We start from the raw sequence: 16,823 nt of genomic DNA on the forward strand, positions 1-16,823 counted from the left end.
GAGAACTCACATATTATATGAAAAAAGGTAATATGAGGAGTGAATTTATTTTGTCAGAATATATTTCTTCCCAAGAAGATTGTGCGCCAGAAAGTAGCGTTCACATTGATTGTTTTGGCGCAGTTCCAAACTCGGGAAATGATAGCTCATTAGCAATTCAGCAAGCTATTGATTATTGTGTAGCGAATCGAATTTCGACGGTTAGAATTACAGGGGTAAATACGTACAAAATTGTAAAGCCGATTGTTATTAAATCAAACGTAAGATTAGAGTTAGATCCTACCGTAACGCTGCAAATTGATGGGGATTTTAATGCATTTGAGCTACAAAGTAACGCTTCGATAGTTGGTGGTACTATTCAAGTTATAAATTCATTGTTTCAATCTGCTGTTATTTATGTTTCTGGTTCACAACAAATCGAAGTACCTAATCAATCTGTTATATCAAATATAAATATAATAAATACAACTCCATCGTATAAAGGAAAAGCTATACATTTTTATTGTCAAAAGGCATGGGATTATATTAGTTTCTTTCAAGTTAAATTTATTCAAATTAAAAACTTTCAAACTGCAATATATTTGAAAACAGAGTATATAGATGATATCAATACACCTTGCTGGATTAACGCCAATGTATTTCAATCAATATTTATTGATGGATGTGTGTATGGGATTGAAGTAGATGGAAATAGTGATTTGCCAAATGAAAGTTCAGGAAATACGTTTCATGATATTCAAGTGCAATGTAGACAACAAACGAAAAAAGCAATTCGTTGCTCAGGTGCGTATAATACATTTGATTGTATGATTTGGGATACGTACCGGATGAGTAGTGAACAGATTGTCATTGAATTTTCTTCTAATTCGCATCGTAACTACCTTTTTTCAAATTTACTTTCTACAACTATTGTAGATAAAGGACAATACAATGTTTGTAAGTCTACCTATGAAGAATCTCTTCGAATTCAGTTACCGATTACGTTAAATAAACCACATTTAATAGGGAATCAAGATGATATTTTAGTAAATGCTCAGCAGAAGTATACGATTAAGCAAGTAAGTGGGAAAGTGCCTTACGGGGGGAATCTCGCAAATTGCTTTAATTTAATAGATGAACAAAGTGTAAACTATATTGACGTTCCAGATAGTAATCCAGTTGTAATTGAACTGGATTTTACGAAAAAACCAATACAAATGTTAAATTGTTTTGGAATGTATTTTGGGTGGGGAGAGAGCCCAAAGAAAATTAAAATTGAATATGCATTAAGCGCAACTGGAAGTTGGGTTATCGCGTTGGATGTTCCGTTAAATGTTGGCGATACAATTATATCGAATATGAAGGCGAGTCAGATATATAAAGTTAGAATTACATTAAGTGGTTATTCTCAAGATCATAAGCGTTTTCGAATTAATCGTATTTTTGCAAGGTCTTCTATGGAAAACGGGAACGCTTGGTTAGCGACAACTGGTGGAAGAATGTTTGGAGATATTGAAATAGAGGCAAGTAAAGGTATAATCATGAAGACTGCTAGTGGAGTGAAATGGAAAGTTACTATTAATGAAGCTGGCCAACTTATTACGACTAAGATAACTTGAGATGTTGTTTAATTGTATATCCTTGGACGAGTTACAACGTAGTGGGATATAGGTAATGAAAAAGAGATTGTAATTTGGTTTCAACCAAACTACAATCTCTTTTTTGTTTCAATTACTTCCACCAAATCCAAGTCCAAAGGTAATTTCGTATATTTCGAGGAGTAATGCGAATGAAGCGTTCACCGTCAAAGAAGCAATTTAAATTTGGAAGTGTTTCATCTGGATTTTCTGGAACAAAAGTGACGATGTTTTCGTTACTTGTAACGGTTACTGTAATTGGTGGGTCGGTAGGCGAGACTTGAAGTTGTAACGAAATATTGGCCGTATTTTTAAATTCATTATTAACAGGTGGACTTATTACTTGTACTGTGAATAATACGATAATTGTTTCGTTTGGTTCCAAATTAGTGGCAACTAGGAAACCGATATTCGGATTCGCTAGTGGAGAGCGTTCACCGTTAATAAAGACAGTGCCGTTTATAAATTGTAAACCTGCTGGAATGGTATCTTGTAAAGAAATATTTGAGAGTGAAATTTCGGAAGTATTTGTAATACGCACCGTGTAATCAAAATATTGATTTAAATAAGCTGAGCTGACGGAAGCATTTTTCGTGACTGTTGTAGTTATAAATTGAACTGGTATACGAACGATATTTGAATTAACAATGAAAGTAATAATTGGATCCTGTGGTGTCAATTGAAAGGCAGCGGTAACTGTTGCAGAATTTATAATTGTACTATTTGAAGGAATAGAAGTTACGAGAACTTGGAATGTTATAGTTGCTACTGAATCTGCAGGTAAAGAGCCGATATTAATACCAGTGTCTGGACGAACATTTGGAACGGGAGTACCGTTAATTGTTACGCTGTTTTCTATAAATGTTGTACCAACTGGAATTGTGTCTATAACAGAAGTACTGATTGTCGGAATTGGGGAGTGATTAAATACCGCTAATGTGAATGTAATGATATCTCCTATAACGACAATAGATTTGTCAGTTGTTTTTTCAATACGAACCATCGGATCAATGACTGTCGTTGTAACGGTATTTGTTTGCTTTGTAATTTTAATAGGTGGTTTTGTTGGATCAATGATAACGGTATAGGAAACAGAAGCATCGTTATTAATTGTAGGTTGAAGAGTAGAAGAAGATATTGTCACTTGGAACGTAATAATAACAGAGTCATTAGGAGCAAGATTTCCTAACGTAATACCATTTTCAGGATTCTCATTAGGCTGATTGATTCCGTTAATCGTAACACTACCAGCAACAAAAGTCGTATCTATTGGTACGGTGTCTATAGCAAGAAGGTCTTCAATCGTTACATTACCGCTATTCATAATCGTAATTGTATACGTTAAAGTTTGAGCAGGTAAGGCATTCGTTACATCAACAGCTTTTATCGCAATGACATTATCATTTTGGACAGTAGTTGTGACGGTGTTTGTTGTAGTCGTATTTGTAACAGGTACGTTATTTGGGTTGACTATATAGTTAAAAGTAGTAATTGCGTTGTTGTTTAGTTCATTTGGTGTTGGAATAGAAGTCACAGTTACTTGGAATGAAACGATAGCATCTTCACCAATAGTTATAGTACCAATTGGTATGCCGCTTACTGGATTCACTCCTGGAAGAGTTTCTCCGTTTACAATGACGCTATTTTCTATAAACGTAGTACCTTGAGGAATAATATCTTGAATGATTACATCATTTACTGCAACATTACCGGTTTGATTTAGTGTAATCGTATACGTTAACGTATCACCAACCGTTGCAAATGCAAGGTCAACAGCTTTATTACTATTCAAATTTGCGTGATTAATTTCTGTTGCGGCAGCTGATGAAATAATAGTTTCGGTAATAGGTGGTCGATCTGGTAACGTGTATTCATATTCAATTGTACTCGTGTTAGAGATTGGATTTGTTTGTGGAATCGAAGTAACCCGTACTTGGAATAGAATAGTTGCTGTCGTATTAGGTGGAATGGTATCAATTTGTATACCGTTAAGAGGGTTTTCATTTGGCCGAGCGTTGCCGTTCACGATAACACTATTCTCTATAAAGCTCGTATTTGCTGGGATGATATCTGTAACAATAATGTTTTCGACTTGTATATTTCCGTTATTTATGATGGAAATTGTATAAGGGATGATAGTTTGTAAGTCAGCATATTGGATAGGCGTTGTTTTTGTCGCAATTACATTAGCGGAAATAACTTCAGTGGAGGTAATATTGCTAGTCGATATTTGTTCTTCCACGTTTATTGTATAACGAGAAGTTGATTGATTTTGAACATGACCGCTAGCAGGAAGAGCTACGACGGTAACAGAAAATGTGACTGGGATAGAAATGTTAGGAGCAATCGTTCCCACAAGTATACCTACACTTGGGTTGGCGTTAAGCTGAGGAGTGTTATTTACTAAAACGCTACCGTCAATAAAGGTTGTTCCATCAGGTATATTGTCTGTAAATACAACAGCAGTGGCATCCGTATTCCCTGTATTCGTTAAAGTTGTTGTATAAGTTAAAATGTCACCAATCGTTACAGAGGTTAAATCAACAGTTTTAAGTGAAACGATATCAGCATCATTAATTTGAACGAAAGTAGTATTGGAAGTAGTAGATTTTTGAATTGGTGCAAAGTCAGGATTGAAAATAAAGTCGTAGACGATGTTTGCAGTATTAGGTGTTGGATTTACAGTAGGTAAATTCGTAACGGAAACTTGGAATGTTATTGTAGTCATTTGACCTGCTGCGACATTAGGAATGGAAAAGCCGATATTCGGATCTGCTGCAGGAAGTACAGTATTATTAACTATTACACTTCCTGGAATAAATACTGTTCCATCTGCTATAGTATCTGTAAAAAAGATGGAATTAGTTGTAGCCGATCCATTATTTTGAATGAATACTGTATATTCAATGGTTTCATCAATAGTAGCTAATACAGTATTAGCAGATTTTGTAGCAATAAGAATAGCATCAATAAATTGTATGTTTGTAGCATTGGAAGAGGTCGTTTCTGAAATTGGTGGTGTGCTTGGGTCTGGTCGATACTCATAGTGAATGACGGCGATATTATTAATGTTATTTTGTGGCGGTATAGAAACTACGCTTACTTGGAACGTAACAATAATCGTATTATTTGGAAGAATTATATCAAGATTGATACCGGTAATTGGATTTTCGTTAGGTCTTGGTACGCCATCTACAAGAATGCTATTTGGAACGAATGTGGTGCCAGAAGCAATTGCGTCAAGTAGGAGAGTATTTGTAATAGGTATTGTACCGGCGTTTGTAACTGCGACTGTATATGTGATGATTTGACCGATACGTGTAATGGATCTGTTAGCGGATTTAATTGCACTAACATTTGCCGTTCGCACTTCAGTATTTACTGCATTTGATAACGATCTACGCTGAATAATTGGAGAACTAGGTTCAATTTGGTATTCGTACGAAGTGTCTGAAATATTAATGACTGTATTGCCCTCTGGTATATTTGTAAGTTGTACTTGGAATGAAATAGTGACTGTTTCATTTGGTTGTATCGTGCCGAGAGTTACTCCGTTTTCAGGATTCACGCCAGGCTGAATTACATTATTTATTGCTAAGCTATCTTCAATGAATATAGTACCCTCTGGAATGTTATCAATGAACACGATATTGTTAGCCGGAACGGTTCCTATATTTTGTAGTGTATTTGTGTAGGTAATCATTTGCCCGATTGATACGAAATTTACATCCGCACTTTTAACAGAAATAATATTTGCATTTTGAAGTGATGTTGTAACAATGTTAGAATTTGCAGAGCGATTTACTGGTGGGGCTGTAGGAATACTTACATATTGGTAAGTTGCTAAAGATTGATTTACAATTTCAGTTTCATTCGGTGGATTATTTGTTTGCACTTGAAATAGTATCGTTTTGGAACTGTTTGCTGGAATTGTTCCAATCGGTATACCGTTTTCAGGATTTACATCTGGCTGAAGGACACCGTTAATTGTGACACTATCGGGAACGAATGTAGTCCCAGCTGGGATAGAATCTGTGAAATTAATATTTATTGCGTCAACATTACCGATATTTTTCACTTCAGAAATATAAAGTATAGTTCCACCGATATCTATAGTTGTTGGATTGGATGTTTTTGTAATTGTCAATTGTGCTTGCACGAAATTTGTAATGACGATATTACTAGTAGATGTTTCAGTAATAGGCGGTTGCCCTGGGTCTGGTTGGATTGTATATGTTGTATTGGATTGATTTGTAATCGATTTTTGGGAGAATGAATCGTTAATAAGAATTTGGAACGAAATAAGGTGAGTAGCGTTTGCTGCTAAAGTAGGTAAAGTAACACCTACATTTGGATTGGCATCAAGTATAGTTGTTCCGTTAAGTGTAAAACTATTTTCTACGAATGTAGTATCTTGGGGGATCGTATCTGAAAATATGAGATTAGTAGCTGGAATATTTTCGGTATTTTCTAGTGTTATTGTGTAAGTCAAAATATCACCTGTTGTTGCTTGCTGTGCATTGACTGCTTTTAAAGAAAGGATAGTCGCATCCGAAATTTGTGTGAAAGCAGGATTAGACGTAATTGTTCGAGAGATGATAGGAGCAGTTGGATCAGTGATAAAAGTATAGTCAATACGGGCTGTATTAGAAATTGGGTTTACGCTTGGAATAGATTGAACGATAACCTGGAATGTTACAGTGACGATTTCTGACGGTGTGATGGAGTTTAATGGTATCCCTACGTTAGGATCAGCATCTGGAACGGAAACGCTATTAATAGTTACGCTATTCGGAATAAAGGCAGTTCCTTCGGGGACCAAATCTGTTAAAGTAACTGTATTTGCAGTAGTATTTCCGTTATTTTGAACGACTACTGTGTAAGTGATTGTACCGTCAGTAGATTGTACGAGAGAATCTGTACTTTTAATTTCGGATAACGATGCATCAACAACAGCTGTATTAATCGTATTAGACGAGGATGTTGCTGTAACAGGAGGTTGACTTGGATCGACAATATACGTGTAACTTGTAAGTGCTTGATTTATAATTGCTCCTTGTGGTGGAATAGAACTTGCAAGAAATTGGAACGTAATAGTAGCGGAATCACCTGGTGCGATAATACCAACGGGAATACCGAGAGTTGGACTTGCATCTGGAAGTGAAATCCCGTTGAGCGTAACACTATTTGGAACAAATAATGCTCCTTCAGGAACTCCGTTAATGAGTAATACAGAGTTTGCAGGGAAGTTTCCAGTATTCGTTAATGTTGCTGTATACGTAATTACATCCCCGATAGACACAATTGAACGATTTGCTTGTAAAACAGTTGTAACAGTCGCGTTATTAATTTGTGTTGAAGCGCTATTAGAATTTATCGTGCCTGTAACAGGAGGAGAGGCCGGATCAACGATGAATGTGTATTGAATAGATGCTACGTTTGTAATCGGATTTGAAGGTGGAGTTGATGTAACTATGACTTGGAAAGTAACGGTTAAGGAACTATCCGAGCTAATTGTTCCGATATTCACTCCGTTATTTGGATTTGCACCTGGAATTGTACTCCCATTTACAGCAAAACTATTTTCAACAAAGGTTGTTCCTGCTGGAACTGGGTCTGAGAAATTTACATTCGTAGCGTTTGTATTGCCGCTATTTTGAATCAAAACTGTATAAGTGATCGTATCTCCAATATTTGCAAAGGCTGTATTAGCAGTTTTTACAGCTGAAAGTATTGCTGTATTAATAGAAGTAACGAAGACATTCGTTTCCACATTGCCAGGCTGAGCCAGTAATGCATTGCCTACGTTATATTGGAAGTTAACAAATCCTAAGTTTTGGAGTTCAGGTGTGAACGTTGTTGGATTACTTACGATTTGTACTTGGAATATGATTGTAACAGTTTGATTTGGATTGATTGTATTTATGCCAACACCGTTAATAACCGAAGCGGATGGTAATGGAGTGCCATCAACAATAACTGATCCTGCAACAAATTGTGTCCACGATGGTAAAGGGTCTGAGAATATAGCGTTGTTAGCAGGAATATTGCCTGTGTTCGTAATAGTCGTTGCATACGTAATCGTATCACCAATCGTTGCAAAAGTTTTATCTCCTATTTTAATAGTATTTAAAATAGCACTTTCAATTTTTGTTGTAACGTTGTTAGAAATAATATTTTTTGAAACTGGAGGATTAGCTGGATTAACGATATGTTGAAAGCTAACGCTAGCTTGATTAGTAATTGGATTTATAGGCGGAATTTCATTGGCGATAATGTTAAATGCTACGATGACAGATTCGTTTGGCGCGATATCACCGATTGGAACGCCTGTAATGATATCTGCATTTGGGATGCTAGTTCCGTTCAGTGTAAAGCTATTCGGTTCAAAGGAAGTTCCGTCTGGAATAAGGTCGGTAAAAATAACATTCGTTGCACTCACATTTCCGCTATTTGTAATTGTAACGGTGTAGGTAATATCCTGCCCGATATCTACCGTAGATACATTTGAATTTTTTTGTGCAGTAAGGATAGCGCTATTAATTTGTGTTGTCGTTGTATTAGATTGATTGGAAGTTGTAATAAGTGGCTGGCTAGGATCAACGACATAATGATATGTGGTAGAAGCAGAGTTAGAAATGGGATTAAGTGTTGGAAGTGTAATAACAGTTGCTTGGAATGTAACGATTGCCGTATTACCACCATTAATGGAACCAATATTTACACCAGTTGATAAATTGGCGTTTGGAATGGTTTGCCCATTAGCTGTGAAACTATTTGGAACGAAACTTAAATTGCTATCAAGAATATCGATAATAGTTACATCAGTTGCGGTCACATTCCCGGTATTAGGGAGGTTAAGTGTAAATGTTATTGTATTACCAACATCCGCAAAAGTAAGGTCTGCTGTTTTTGTGCTAATAATAGTTGCATTGTTTATTTGAAGGAGTGTAGTGTTGGAAGTAGTTGCACTTGAAACGGGAGGATTAACAGGATCAACAGTAAATTCATACGTCGTTGATGCTGTATTTGGTGCTGGGTTACTAGGGGGAATATTGTTTACTGTAACTTGAAAGACGATACTATATATTTCATTTGGTGGAAGTGTTGCAAGTAATACACCCGTATTTGGATCCGCGTTAGGTTGTAAAACGCCATCGACAGTTAATGTGTTAGGAACAAATGTGAGTCCACTTGGTAATGCATCTGTGAATACAATATTAGTTGCATCGGTATTGCCTACATTGGTAATAGAAGTAGTATAAAAAGCAGTTTGCCCGATATCTGCAAAGGATACACTTTCATTTTTCGTCATAGACAATATTGCTTCGTTAATTTGGGTTGAAACAGGATTACTAATTGAAGTTTCTGCATCAGGCGGTGAGACTAATTGATACGATGTTGATGAGAAATTTACAATTGGGTTTTGGGTGGGTAATGATGTTACAGTAACTTGGAACGAAACTGTTACTGTAGTCCCGGTTGTTATTGTCCCAATATTCACACCGTTCGATGGATCCGCCCCACTTTGAGGAACTCCATTAATAGAAAATGTGTTTGCAATAAATGTAGTGACGCTTGGCACTGTATCTGTAAATATAACATTTTGTGCAGATGAGTTTCCATTGTTTGTTAAAACGACAGTATAAGTGAGTGTGTCTCCAATACGACTAAAGGATTTATCGACTTGTTTTAATGAAAGAATGTTAGCTGTATTAATCGTAGTAAACACTGTGTTTGAAGTAACGTTTCTTGAAACGATCGGTGCATTTGGCTCAGCGATAAATGTGTAAGAAGCAGTAGCGGAATTGGCTACAGGATTTTGGTTTGGTGTAGAAGTAGCAGTAACTTGAAATGCGATAGATATTGAGTTGTTAGGAGCAATTGATCCGATTGTTATACCTGTATTAGGATCGAGTTCGATGTGTATACTGCCATTGATTGTGACACTATTCGGAATGAACGTTGTGCCGTCTGGAATAAGATCAGTGAAAGTAATATTAGTTGCATTTGTATTGCCATTATTCGTTAAAATGGTTGTATAGGTAATGGTATCACCTAGTGTTACAATTGTTTGATCGACCGATTTTACCATCGTTATCATAGCATCTAGTACCGGGTTTGTAACGATATTCGTGGAAGTAGAAGTTGTAATAGGAGTTCCGTTTGGATCGACAGTATAAGAATATAAAATTGTGTCATTACCCATAATTGAACTTGAAGGGGGAACAGAAAGAACATTTGCTTGGAAAGTAACGGTTACTGTTTCACCAGGAGCGATATTTGGTATAGTTACTCCAAGTGCTGGTTGCGCACCAGATTGCTGAACCCCATTTATTTTGACTGAGTTTGGTATAAAGGTAGTGTTAGCTGGAATTGCGCTCGTGAACGTTATATTCGTTGCAGTCGTATTTCCTGTATTTGTAATAGTTGTTGTATACGTAATCGTATCTCCAACAGAAATGATAGATTTATCAACGCTTTTTTTGGTCGTTAATATTGCACTATTAATTGTTGTCGAAACAGCATTAGATACGTTCGTTTGTGTTACGGCAGGTTGGCTAGGATCAACTACATGTGCAAATTGTACAGAACTAAAATTAGAAATTGGGTTTATACTTGGAATGTTTGTAACAAGTACGTTGAGAGTAATCACGGCCGTTCCATTTGGGTTTATATTTCCAATCTGAATCCCGTTAGATGGATTTCCGATTTGCTGTGTACCAGAATCGTTTGTAAGAGTGCCAGATATGAATGTCGTCCCATCAGGTAAAGTATCCGTGAAAATTATATTTTGTGAAGTGACATTTCCAGGGTTACTTAATGTAATTGTATAAGAAATTGTATCACCAATCGTTGCGAAAGTTTTATCTACAGATTTGATTGCCACAATTTCCCCAGAATTTATTTGTGTCGAAACAGAATTAGATGTCGTATTTCGTGAAACAAGTGGTAAATTAGGTCCTGTCATAAATTTATAATCAATAGAAGCGCCGTTTACAACCGGTGAGTTTGGTCCGCCTGGTCCAATTGTGAAAATTGGATTTGGAATGCTAACTACTTGCACACGGAAGGTAACATTTATAAAATCTCCTGCAATAATATCCCCAATTGGTATCCCGTTCGCTGGATTTACTCCAGGTAATAAAACTCCGCCTACTCGAACGCTATCTTCTATAAATACTGCGTTATTTGGAATCGGATCTGTAAAAATGATATTCGTAGCAGTTGTGTTTCCTACATTTTCTAATAAAACTGTATACGTTAAAAATGAATTTCCAGGTGCTATGTCAGAAAATAGCCGATCCACACTTTTCGTTGCTTGAATAATCGCTTCGTTAATTTGAACTAAAGTTGGATTACTTGTAGCTGTTTCTGTCACCGGCGGCTGGGTAGGATCAACAATGATCGAGTATGTCGTGCTAGACTGGTTCAAAGTTGGATTTGTAACTGGTATTGAGCCAACGATAGCTTGAAAGCTAATTGTTGTCGTTCCTCCAACTGGAATTGAGTCTAAAGAAATCCCGCTATCTGGTCTAAATCCAAGTTGTGGGATGGTATTAATTTGTACGCTATCAGGAACGAATGAAAGTTCAGGTGGTAATATATCGATAAAAACAGGTGTGTTTGCGGTAGTATTTCCGCTATTGATGAGGGTAGTTGTATACGTAATTGTATCTCCAACAGCAGCAAAAGCACTGCTTGCAGTTTTTGTTGCGATAACAGAAGCAGTATTTACTTGTGTAAAGGTTTTATTAGATTGAACTGTTCGTGAAACTGGCGGTTCATTTATATCTACAATAAAGCTATATTGAAGCGATGATTTATTCGGGATTGGATTAGGGTTTGGAAGTGTTGTAATGTTTACTTGAAAACTGAGTGTAGCAGATGCATTTGAATTCAAGTTACCAATATTGATACCGTTTTGTGGATTTGCATTCGGAACGGTTACACCATTTATCTTAAAGCTATTTGGGATAAAGGTAGTACCGTTTGGAATTGTATCAGTAAAAATAATGTTGTTCGCAGTAGTATTTCCGTTGTTTGTAACAGCTGAAGTGAATGTAATTGTATCACCAATTGTAGCGAAAGTTGTACTAGCGCTTTTATTTATTACTAAAGTAGCGTCAATAATTGGTGTAACAGTTGTATTTGTTACGGTGCTACCAACAGCAGGAGATTGGTTTGGATTTACGGTATATTCATAATTTACAAGAGCATTATTTGTTAATGTGCCACTAGGTGGTATCGCTAAAATTTGTGCTTGAAAAGTAATGAATACAGTATCTCCTGGCGAAATATCTGCCAAGTGAACACCAAGTGATGGATCTAATCCTGGTTGTGGAACATTATTGATAGTTACGGAGTTCTGGATAAATGAAGCTCCTGCGCCAAGCCCATCTGTTAAAACAGTTGCACTAGCAGGGATATTACCTGTATTTGTTACTGCAATCGTATAAGTAACAATATCACCAATTGCAGCTGTCGGTGTATTCACAGACTTAGTAGCGACAATAGTAGCGTTATTAATTTGAGTTGTTATTACGTTACTTAACGTATTGGCGGATGCTGGAGGTAAGTTAGGATCTACGACATACTGGTACGTTGTATTACTTTGGTTCGGGATTGGATTTGGATTTGGGATAGAATTTATTTGTACTTGGAATGAGATGATTGTATTTGCATTCGGATTTATTGGGTCGATTGCAATTCCGCTTGCTGGATTGACATTAGGCAGTGTATTCCCATTTACAGTAACACTATTAGGAATAAACGATGTTCCGTTTGGAATTACATCTGTAAATATTACATTTGATGCAAGTGTGTTCCCGTTATTCGTTAAAGTAGTCGTGTACGTAATAATATCATTTACGTTAGCAAACTGTTTATCTGAAGATTTAGTAGCGGCAATTGAGGCGTTATTAATAGTTGTCTGTACAGTGTTAGAAGCAATCATCTGCATCACAGCAGGTTTGGATGGATCATACGTATATTGGAATGTTGTGCTTGATTGATTTGTAATTGGGTTTACAGCAGGGATAGTTGGTACAAAAACTTGAAATGCAACGGTGCGTGATGAATTCGCTCCTATCGTACCAATTGAAATGCCGGTGGCAGGATTTGCGTTAGCTACAGGGACATTATTAATCGTTACAGTATTAGGAATGAAGAGGGTACCCGCTGGAATGATATCTGTAAACGTTACATTAGCAGCAGGGATATTCCCGTTATTTGTTAAAATAGTTGCATATAGTATGACATCACCAACATCAGCGAAGTTTGTGCTTGTGAGTTTTGTAGCAACGATATTAGCAGTATTAATTTGTGTAGTTACTATATTGCTAGCAGCGTTTCTAACGAGAGCAGGTAAGTTTGGATCAGCGATAAAGCTATATTGAAGTGAAGCGCTGTTTTGAATTGGGTTTGGTGAAGGTAGCCCATTTGCACTTATTTGAAAAACAATCGTTGTAAAACCACCTGAAGGAATGGAGCCGACTTGAAGACCGGTACTAGGGTCTGCACCTTGTTGTAAAGTACCACCTATAAAAATACTATTTGGTACGATAGTGGAGCCATTAGGGATTATATCGGTAACAATAACATTATTTGCTGTAGTATTGCCAAGATTAGCTAAAGAAATTGTATATGTGATTGGTTGCCCGACGTCGGTGATAGTTAAATCTACTTCTTTGACAATAACAACATTTGCTAAATTAATTTGTGTACTTACAGTGTTACTTACAGATGTTTCTATAGTTGGTGGATCACCCGGATTTAGAATAAAGCTATACTGTGTACTAGATGAATTTACTGTTGGATTTTGTGTTGGTAAAGAGGTGACGGTTACTTGATAAGAGACGGTAAGTGAACCGTTAGCAGCAATGGAAGGTAGTGGAACACCTATATTTGGATCTGCGTTATTTTGAAGTACACCATTAATAAGAAAAGTGTTTGGAATAAAGGTAGTACCGTCTGGATTCGTATCTACGAAAGTAGGGCTATCAGCAGAAACACTTCCTGCATTCGTCAAAGTAACAGTATAAGTTAATGTATCCCCTACGGTAGCGAACGCTCGATCCACTGTTTTGGCTGAAATGACATTTGCATCGTTTACTTGAGTAAATGTAGTAGTTGAAGTAGTGTTCTTACTTACAGGTGAAGCGTTTGGATCAACGATAAAGTTATAGGAGATGGAAGCGCTATTTGAAATAGGGTTTGGATTTGGAATGCTAGTTATTACTACTTGGAATGAAGCTGTAATTGTAGTATTAGCATTGATGCTACCAATATTGATGCTAGCTGGTGTAACGCCTGGCTGAGTAACACTGTTAACTATAACGCTGTTTGGGATAAAGGCGGTTCCATTCGCAATTGAATCAGATAGTAATATATTGTTCGCTGCAACATTTCCATCGTTAGTAAGAGCAAAGGTGTAAGTTAATACATCGCCAACTTCCGCAAACGTTTTATCTACAGATTTATTAACATGGAGATTTGCTAGTCTAATTGTTGATGTAACAGAATTAGAATTTGCTGTTTTTGAAGTCGGTGGCAAACTTGGATTTACAGTGTAAATATAAGAGGCGAAAGCGTTATTAATAATAGGGTTTTGGGCAGTAATGTTAATGACTGTTACTTGAAAGGATAAGGTAAAAGTAGCTCCACCAGGAATTGTGCCGATAGGTAAAGCAACGAGAGAATCTACATTCTGCAAAACTCCGTTTAGTGTTACAGTACCAAGAGTCAATATCGTACCGTTTGGAAGTGGATCTGTTAGTTGAACGTTATTAGCGGCTGCATTTCCACTGTTTGTAATAAGGATTGTATAACTTATCGTTTCGCCAATTGTGGCAAATTGTTTGTTAGTTGATTTTGTTAATGTTACATTCGCATTGTTAATTTGAGTGGAAACGAGATTAGAAGAAATGTTTTTTGTAACGGGAGATTGGCTAGGGTTGACGGTATATTGATAAGAAGCGCTTGATCCGTTAGATACGACATTTGACGCGGGTATTGTATTTACTACTACTTGAAATGCAACATTTTTTATTGTGCCGCTTGGGATGGATCCAATGTTCACGCCGGTAGCAGGGTTTGCGCCCACTTGTGTCGTGCCATCTATTGTTAAACTGTTTAGAACAAAAGTTGTTCCAGTAGGAATGATATCTGTAAAAATAACATTGTTCGCATTTGTATTACCTGTACCTGTAAAGGAAACGGTGTACGTTAGTGTATCACCAATATCTGCGAAATTTTTATCTACTGCTTTTGCCATTGTTACAGTCGCGTTATTCACTTGAGTAGATACGATATTGGTCGTATCAGTCCCACTTACTGCAGGTTGATTTGGTACAGGAATGTATTGATATGTTGTTGTTCCACTATTTAATATTGGGTTTGTTTGAGGGATAGAAGGAACGAGCACTTGGAATGAAATAGTAGTAGTGGAATTTGCGGCAATTGAACCAATTGTTATACCATTAGCGGGATTTACGCCAGCTTGAGTAACTCCGTTCACAGTTACACTCCCTGGAATGAAAGTAGTCCCGCTAGGAATCGGATCCGTATATATCACATTCGTTGCAGCGATATTTCCTATATTAGCTAAGGCAATACTGTAAGTTAATGTTTCACCAATATCGGTAAAAAGTTTGTTAACTGATTTTGTTCCATTAATATCTGCAAGGTTAATTTGTGTTCCAGCAGAGTTACTTGTTGCAAGACCATTAAAAGTTGTTCCTCCGGCGATTGGTGTATATTGAAATGTAATATTAGCAGTGTTAGAGATAGGGTTTTGACTTGGAAGAGAAACGACAGTAGCTTGGAAAGTTACTATACGAGAAGCACCATTATTAATTGTTCCAAGAGATATACCAGCCGCAGGATTTGCATTTGTTTGTGGTACGTTATCTACTGTTACAGTGCCGGGTATAAAAGAAGTACCGTTAGGGAGACTATCTATAAAAATAGCGTTATTGGCAGGAAGAAGCCCGGTGTTAGGGATAGTAACTGTATAAGTGAGAATATCTCCAATTGCAGCAACACTTTTATTCACGCTTTTCGTCGCTTGTATATTTGGTGAGTTTATATTAATTTGTAAGCCTACTGTATTTAACATATATGCGTCTCCGTTAGTAGTTAAACGGATTGCGGCGGATACTTGTGAGTTTGTTAAATAAGGAGAAATATCAATGGAAGTAATATCCCAGCCCTGTCTTCCTGCGGAAATGTTTGTACTTGTAGAAGCACTTTGATTTCGCGTTCCAAATGTCCCAGTTGTATCTAAGTTTCCTGCAGCATTATTAACTTGAGAACCAAAGAAATTATTTATAGCATTGTTTGGTCCAGATAAAGCATTTAATGAACTGAAATTTGGTCCAAATAAAGCTTGATCCCCGGTTAAATCTGCATCTCCTTCGGTAGAACTTAAAAATAATCTCCCGCTTACTGGTCCTCCTGAAGGTGTTAAAAATCCAGAAACAGATACATCGGCACTACCAGTTTCTGCAGAAACACGGTTACCAGCTACATAAATGGTTAAGTTTCTTGCTGGCAATGTCCCGTTTTGATAAGCGACGATAAGCGTCCATCCAGCCGAATTAATTGTTCCATTAGAAGCATCTATAGGATCTACAAGTCCAGGAACCGCTCCTGTAGTATAGGAACCAGCACCTCCCGCTTGAATAAGAGTTGTTACGTCTGCTGAACGAGTGTAAAAGCCAAATGTAATAGAGTTTGAAACGAAAGTTTGATTTGAAGCCGTAACAGCTGAAGGAGTAATCGAGTATGTTGAAATAGGTGTTGTAAAAGAAACTGGGTTTCCTAATACACTCGTAATGTTTTGATCACGAGATAAATAGTTTCCACCCCAAACGAGTTCTGCGTAAAGAATAGTACTACCAGCAGGGATATTTAAAATAGCGGTAGAACTATTTTGTGTATAGTTTAACGTTGTACCAGCAGGAAAAGTAGGTACTTGTAAAGCAGTATTCGTAGTTGCGAATGCACCAATTGCCCCGATTGTACCAGCACGGTTTTGATTACTAATTTTACTTAAGCCTAAAGTATTTCCTGTAATAGCGAGTGCGCCGTTAGTGGTGGTAGAAAATCGATTCGTAATGGGCATGTTGTCACCTCATTTACAATATAGTCTTGGTCAAAATAACATATGTGTGTGACAAATAAAGGGAAACATGTACAAGTTGA

At 36.9% G+C, this 16,823-nt stretch carries 2 protein-coding genes; one reads left to right on the top strand and one right to left on the bottom strand.

Going from position 1 to position 16,823, the window contains the following annotated elements:
- Window positions 1-50: 50 nt before the first annotated feature.
- Window positions 51-1,598 carry a glycoside hydrolase family protein gene (locus QCI81_RS22190; RefSeq protein WP_000006059.1) on the top strand — a complete coding sequence of 516 codons (1,548 nt, stop codon included), beginning with the start codon at window positions 51-53 and terminating at the stop codon, window positions 1,596-1,598.
- Between the two features lie 112 nt (window positions 1,599-1,710).
- Here the strand turns inward: QCI81_RS22190 and QCI81_RS22195 are convergent, their stop codons facing one another.
- Window positions 1,711-16,743, bottom strand: a complete 15,033-nt coding sequence (locus QCI81_RS22195; protein ID WP_353810890.1) for a DUF7507 domain-containing protein — start codon at window positions 16,741-16,743, stop codon at window positions 1,711-1,713.
- Between the last annotated feature and the right edge of the window lie 80 nt (window positions 16,744-16,823).

Origin of the sequence: Bacillus cereus group sp. MG20, assembly GCF_040459885.1 — a bacterium.
GTDB lineage: Bacteria > Bacillota > Bacilli > Bacillales > Bacillaceae_G > Bacillus_A > Bacillus_A cereus.

Excerpts from the sequence above, each read along its gene's own strand:
- QCI81_RS22195 (WP_353810890.1), bottom strand. The coding sequence starts at position 16,743 with ATGCCCATTACGAATCGATTTTCTACCACCACTAACGGCGCACTCGCT.